Annotated in this window: 2 tRNA genes and 3 rRNA genes; all 5 read right to left on the bottom strand. The window is 42.2% G+C overall.

The features are described from left to right. Positions 1 to 245 precede the first annotated feature (245 nt). A 5S ribosomal RNA gene (rrf, locus tag CDOM16190_RS10335) occupies positions 246 to 364 on the bottom strand. A gap of 411 nt (positions 365 to 775) precedes the next feature. After that, positions 776 to 3,801 (bottom strand): 23S ribosomal RNA (locus tag CDOM16190_RS10330). A gap of 569 nt (positions 3,802 to 4,370) precedes the next feature. Beyond that, positions 4,371 to 4,447: transfer RNA gene (locus tag CDOM16190_RS10325), tRNA-Ile, on the bottom strand. 130 nt (positions 4,448 to 4,577) lie between these two features. Next, a tRNA-Ala gene (locus tag CDOM16190_RS10320) sits at positions 4,578 to 4,653 on the bottom strand. A 274-nt stretch (positions 4,654 to 4,927) separates the two neighbouring features. After that, positions 4,928 to 6,438: ribosomal RNA gene (locus tag CDOM16190_RS10315) — 16S ribosomal RNA — on the bottom strand. Together the 16S, 23S and 5S rRNA genes with 2 tRNA genes alongside form the textbook arrangement of a ribosomal RNA operon. Between the last annotated feature and the right edge of the window lie 348 nt (positions 6,439 to 6,786).

The following is a 6,786-nucleotide window of genomic DNA, read 5'->3' as shown; positions in this document are numbered from 1 at the left end:
AAAACATCCATCCTACAATCAGAATACTTCTTAACTTCAGCCTACTATGTATAAAGAGAATAAGACATTAGGTAAAGATTTTAAATATAAGTGTTTATAAAGCTTATCTTGTATAAATATATAAATATCTTAGTGTTGATATTATTGATATAAATATTTTAATAGCTGTTTAGATTAGATGTTTATGATAATGTTTTAATGAGTTTTAGTGATTTAAATAAGTGGTAGCTTTGTATAAATAACAAAGCCCGCAACGACCTACTTTTCCAGCATCCCAGTAAGGGAGAGTATCATCAGCCAGGACGAGCTTAGCTTCTTGGTTCGAGATGGAGCAAGGCGTTTCCTCGTCTGTATAGTCACGGGCAGTGTTAAATAAAAAATTACTTCAGAATTTTTCCTTATACTGCGTTAGACTTCAAGTAAAACTGCAGTCACATATTATACATATGCTCCTTTGTTTTCCTTTCGTCTGCCTTGTCTAAGAAAAAATCTCTTTGTAATTTAACTAAGATATCTTTATACCTTAACTGATTACTATATAATCTCTTATTTAACACTGTCTTTTAATTGTTAAGAGTTAAAGCGTTTTAAAATAACAATCTTTTCTTGCAAGGTTTTTGAATTGAGAACTAGTTTTTCGCTAGGCAAGGCAGACGAGTAAAGACGAGGGAGTATACATATAGTATGTGACCGAAGTCTGAAACGAAGTCTAACGAAGCATAGTAGAAAAAATTAGGAATCAATTTTACCCTTAACAAGGAAGTGATGCTTATTAAAAGATAAGCAGACGACCTATTAGTACTGGTCAGCTAAAGGACTTTCATCCATTACACACCCAGCCTATCAAACATATAGTCTTTATGAGGTCTTAAAAGAAGATTCATCTTGGAGTTGGCTTCGAGCTTAGATGCTTTCAGCTCTTATCACATCCCAACTTAGCTACCGAGCGGTGCCCTTGGCAGGACAACTCGTACACCAGTGGTTGGTTCAACCCGGTCCTCTCGTACTAGGGTCAACTCTCCTCAATCTTCTTACGCCCACGGCAGATAGGGACCGAACTGTCTCACGACGTTCTGAACCCAGCTCGCGTACCGCTTTAAATGGCGAACAGCCATACCCTTGGGACCTGCTCCAGCCCCAGGATGCGATGAGCCGACATCGAGGTGCCAAACCTCCCCGTCGATGTGAGCTCTTGGGGGAGATCAGCCTGTTATCCCCGGGGTACCTTTTATCCTTTGAGCGATGGCCCTTCCACACAGAACCACCGGATCACTAAGACCGACTTTCGTCTCTGCTTGACATGTACGTCTCGCAGTTAAGCTGGCTTATACCTTTATACTCTACGAACGATTTCCAACCGTTCTGAGCCAACCTTTGTAAGCCTCCGTTACATTTTGGGAGGCGACCGCCCCAGTCAAACTACCCACCAGACATTGTCCTGCATGAGGATAACTCATGCCAGTTAGCTATCAGAATAAAAAAGAGTGGTATCTCAACAACGGCTCACTATAAACTGGCGTCTATAGATCAAAGCCTCCCACCTATCCTGCACATCTTTATCCCAATAGCAGTGTCAAGCTGTAGTAAAGGTCCACGGGGTCTTTCCGTCTTGCCGCGGGTAGGAGGAATTTTCACCTCCACTACAATTTCACTGGATCCCTCTTCGAGACAGCTCCCATCTCGTTACGCCATTCATGCAGGTCGGTATTTAACCGACAAGGAATTTCGCTACCTTAGGACCGTTATAGTTACGGCCGCCGTTTACTCGGGCTTCGATCAAACGCTTCGCAGAGCTAACGTCATCAATTAACCTTCGAGCACCGGGCAGGCGTCACACCCTATACATCCTCTTACGAGTTAGCAGAGTGCTGTGTTTTTGGTAAACAGTCGGGAGGGACTCTTTGTTGTAACCTTCTTTGCTTATGCAGTCAAATACTTAACAAAGCTAGGCACACCTTATACCGAAGATACGGTGCTATTTTGCAGAGTTCCTTGAAGAGAGTTCTTCCACGCGCCTTAGAATACTCATCCCACCCACCTGTGTCGGTTTACGGTACGGGCAACTATTACTAAACTTAGAAACTTTTCTTGGCTCGACAGTATCAAGGATTCAAACGCTGTTCCGAAGAACTTTGTCTGCCTGTGGGGTCTCGGATAAAGAGTTACGGATTTGCCTGTAACTCAACCTACACCTTTCGACCAGCACTTCCATCCGCTGGCTCCTTTAACTCTAAGCGTCCTTCCATCGCACATAATAGTTGGCATTGGAATATTAACCAATTTTCCATCGCATACCCCTTTCGGACTTTGCTTAGGACCCGGCTAACCCTACGATGACGAGCATCGCGTAGGAAACCTTGGGTTTACGGCGTTAATGATTCTCACATTAATTATCGCTACTCATGCCTGCATGCTCACTTCTATCCGCTCCAGCGCTCCTTACCGGTACACCTTCAACGCTGAATAGAACGCTCTCCTACCACTTGCACTTAATTCTAACTACTGTTTTAGCCTAAACTATTTTCTCATAAATTTAATTTATAGAAGAGAATTAAATTTATGAGAAACATAACTCAATACTCTTTATAAACAATCTGAGTAGTTAGGATTAAGTGCAAGTCTAAAGCTTCGGTACTCATTTTAGCCCCGTTATATTTTCCGCGCAGAATCACTAGACCAGTGAGCTATTACGCTTTCTTTAAAGGATGGCTGCTTCTAAGCCAACCTCCTGGTTGTTTCAGTAACTCCACATCGTTTTCCACTTAAATGAGATTTAGGGACCTTAGCTGTTAGTCTGGGTTGTTCCCCTCTCGACGACGGATTTTATCACTCGCCGCCTGACTGCCATGATTACACACTAGGTATTCGGAGTTTGATAGGGTTTGGTACATTGGTGTATGCCCTAGCCCATTCAGTGCTCTACCCCCTAGTGTTACTACATGACGCTATACCTAAATATATTTCGGAGAGAACCAGCTATCACGATGTTTGATTGGCCTTTCACCCCTATCCACAAGTCATCCCATAGCTTTTCAACGCTAGCGGGTTCGGTCCTCCACTGGCTCTTACACCAGTTTCAACCTGCTCATGGATAGATCACATCGTTTCGGGTCTGCAACATCTGACTAAACGCCCTATTAAGACTCGCTTTCGCTACGGCTCCGGGTTTCCTTAACCTCGCCAGACATCACAACTCGCAGGCTCATTATGCAAAAGGCAGTCCATCACCCTGATAAATCATAGGGCTCTGAATGATTGTAAGCAAATGGTTTCAGGTTCTATTTCACTCTGATCACCTCAGTTCTTTTCACCTTTCCCTCACGGTACTTGTGCACTATCGGTCTAGTAGTAGTATTTAGGGTTGGATAGTGGTCTACCCAGCTTCAGACAGAATATCACGTGTTCCGCCCTACTCAGGATACTGCTAAGTAAAACATCGCTTTCATATACGGGAGTATCACCCTCTATGCTTAAGCTTTCCAGCTTATTCTATTAGCTTTGTTTAGTCTATGTTGCAGTCCTACAACCCCGTTAGTAAACTAACGGTTTGCCCTCTTACGCGTTCGCTCGCCGCTACTAGCGTAATCTCATTTGATTTCTTTTCCTGTTGGTACTAAGATGTTTCAATTCCCAACGTTCGCTCCATATAGGTAGTTAAGTTCGCACTTAACTGGGTTGCCCCATTCGGAAATACCCGGATCAAAGCCCCTTGACGGCTCCCCGAGTCTTATCGCAGCCTGGCACGTCCTTCATCGCCTCTACTAGCCAAGGCATCCACCACTTGCTCTTAGTAGCTTACCTTTTATTATATTAGATTAATATATTCTAATTCGCATCACTTCCTTGTTAAAGGTAATTTATAAATTTAAAGCTTTATCTATTTATATTTATATTTATTTTAAGATAAATAATAAAAAGAGAAAAGTTAGTCAAATTTACTTTGTAAATTACTAAATTTAAACTCTCATCCCCAAGACGGAAAGCATTAACTGATATATAGATAAGTTTTAAACTCCATATATCTTGTGACGTTAAACTTCTGAATACTGATTATATTCAAGAGATAAGATATTTAAATCTTTAACAAGTCCTGTAAAATTGTTTTATTTAAAAACTTGCTTGTGACTCTTAACAATGATAAATAAAAGAACGTTTTAGACTTCGCATACTAGCAAAGCTAGTATTTGCGACCAAAGAGCTACGCCCTTTGGAAACCCCTAAAGCACACCAACGCTTTAAGCGTTGCCGTATTTATGATAGATAGGCTATATTTCAAAGTCTAAAGCAAATATTCGTTTTAGAATACTTGATTTAAACTTTGATGTTTAAATCTTTTGTAGTTAAACTAATTTTATTTATTTGCTAATTAATGGTGGGCCTAACAAGACTTGAACTTGTGACCTCACCCTTATCAGGGGTGCACTCTAACCAGCTGAGCTATAGGCCCTCTTGCTTGCTCTTTTGCATTCTATACTGTGTCAAAGCTTGGTCGTAACTTCGTCACGTAGTGTATCTACGCTCCTTGTTACTCGGTAGCTTTTTCTTGTCTAGAAGAAAAATAGCTTCGCACTTAAATTTGGTGGAGAATAGCGGGATCGAACCGCTGACCTCCTGCGTGCAAAGCAGGCGCTCTCCCAGCTGAGCTAATTCCCCTTAACATCCTTACTTCGCATACTAGTAAGCTAGTATTTACGAGCAGGAGTTTCACTCCCTGCACCCACCTAAAGTTATAAAGATTTATTCTAAACTTCATTTATCATAAATCGCAAATTTAGGTTTTTGTCTAGGCAATTAAGGAATTAGACAAATTTATTAGCCGTCAATCTTTCAAAACTAAACAAGGATGATTGAGTAGATTAGTTTAATAAGGCTAATCTAAATTTTCCTTTGATGAATATCTTGTGAGAGAATATTCATTGTACTCTAGAAAGGAGGTGATCCAACCGCAGGTTCTCCTACGGTTACCTTGTTACGACTTCACCCCAGTCGCTGATTCCACTGTGGGCGGTAGCTAGTTTAGCATTCCGACTTCGAGTGAAATCAACTCCCATGGTGTGACGGGCGGTGAGTACAAGACCCGGGAACGTATTCACCGTAGCATGGCTGATCTACGATTACTAGCGATTCCGGCTTCATGGAGTCGAGTTGCAGACTCCAATCCGAACTGGGACATATTTTATAGATTTGCTCCATCTCGCGATATTGCGTCTCATTGTATATGCCATTGTAGCACGTGTGTCGCCCCGGACATAAGGGCCATGATGACTTGACGTCGTCCACACCTTCCTCCTCCTTACGAAGGCAGTCTATTTAGAGTGCTCGGCCTAACCGTTAGCAACTAAATACGTGGGTTGCGCTCGTTGCGGGACTTAACCCAACATCTCACGACACGAGCTGACGACAGCCGTGCAGCACCTGTCTTAACATTTCTGCAAGCAGACACTCTTCTATCTCTAGATGATTTGTTAGATATCAAGTCCGGGTAAGGTTCTTCGCGTATCTTCGAATTAAACCACATGCTCCACCGCTTGTGCGGGTCCCCGTCTATTCCTTTGAGTTTTAATCTTGCGACCGTACTCCCCAGGCGGTATACTTAATCCGTTAGGTGCATTACTGCCAAGACTAGCTTGGCAACAACTAGTATACATCGTTTAGGGCGTGGACTACCAGGGTATCTAATCCTGTTTGCTCCCCACGCTTTCACGCATTAGCGTCAGTTAAGTTCCAGCAGATCGCCTTCGCAATGGGTATTCTTCTTGATCTCTACGGATTTTACCCCTACACCAAGAATTCCATCTGCCTCTCCCTTACTCTAGATTATCAGTTTCCCAAGCAGTTTAACGGTTAAGCCGTTAGATTTCACTCAAGACTTGATAATCCGCCTACGCGTCCTTTACGCCCAGTGATTCCGAGTAACGCTTGCACCCTCCGTATTACCGCGGCTGCTGGCACGGAGTTAGCCGGTGCTTATTCCTTGGGTACCGTCATAATTCTTTCCCAAGAAAAGGAGTTTACGCTCCGAAAAGTGTCATCCTCCACGCGGCGTTGCTGCTTCAGGGTTTCCCCCATTGAGCAATATTCCCTACTGCTGCCTCCCGTAGGAGTCTGGACCGTGTCTCAGTTCCAGTGTGACTGATCATCCTCTCAGACCAGTTACGCGTCATAGCCTTGGTGAGCCATTACCTCACCAACTAGCTGATACGATATAGCCTCATCCTACACCGAAAAACTTTCCCGACTTAACTTATGTAAAGAAGGAGTATAGAGTATTAGCAGTCGTTTCCAACTGTTGTCCTCTAGTGTAGGGCAGATTAGCTATACATTACTCACCCGTGCGCCACTAAGATATAAGAGCAAGCCCTCATATCTCCGTTCGACTTGCATGTATTAGGCACGCCGCCAGCGTTCACTCTGAGCCAGGATCAAACTCTCCATATTAATCTTCTTTAGCGGTTTGGCAAAGCCAAACCTAAGAAGCAATACTAAAGATAAAGATTTATTCCAAACTACGTTTGTCATAAATCGTAAATTTAAGGTCTTATTCAAAAAGCGGATTAAGCTTTAGAAAACCTTAGAGCTCTTTAGTTAAATTTATATGAAGTTTTAATCAAAAAACTTTTAATTTTATAATCTACGATCTTTTAAATTAGCAAGCTAATTAAAAGATGATTTTTTAGTTTTTCTACATTAATTACTTTCCAAAGAAAGCCTATTAAGTAGATGGCTCAATCGATCACTTGTTTAGATTTCAAAGATTGACTAATTAGTTTAACATTGGTAAAGTTA

The organism is Campylobacter sp. RM16190 (assembly GCF_012978835.1).
Classification (GTDB): domain Bacteria; phylum Campylobacterota; class Campylobacteria; order Campylobacterales; family Campylobacteraceae; genus Campylobacter_A.
This window is presented reverse-complemented; position numbering and strand designations above follow the sequence as displayed.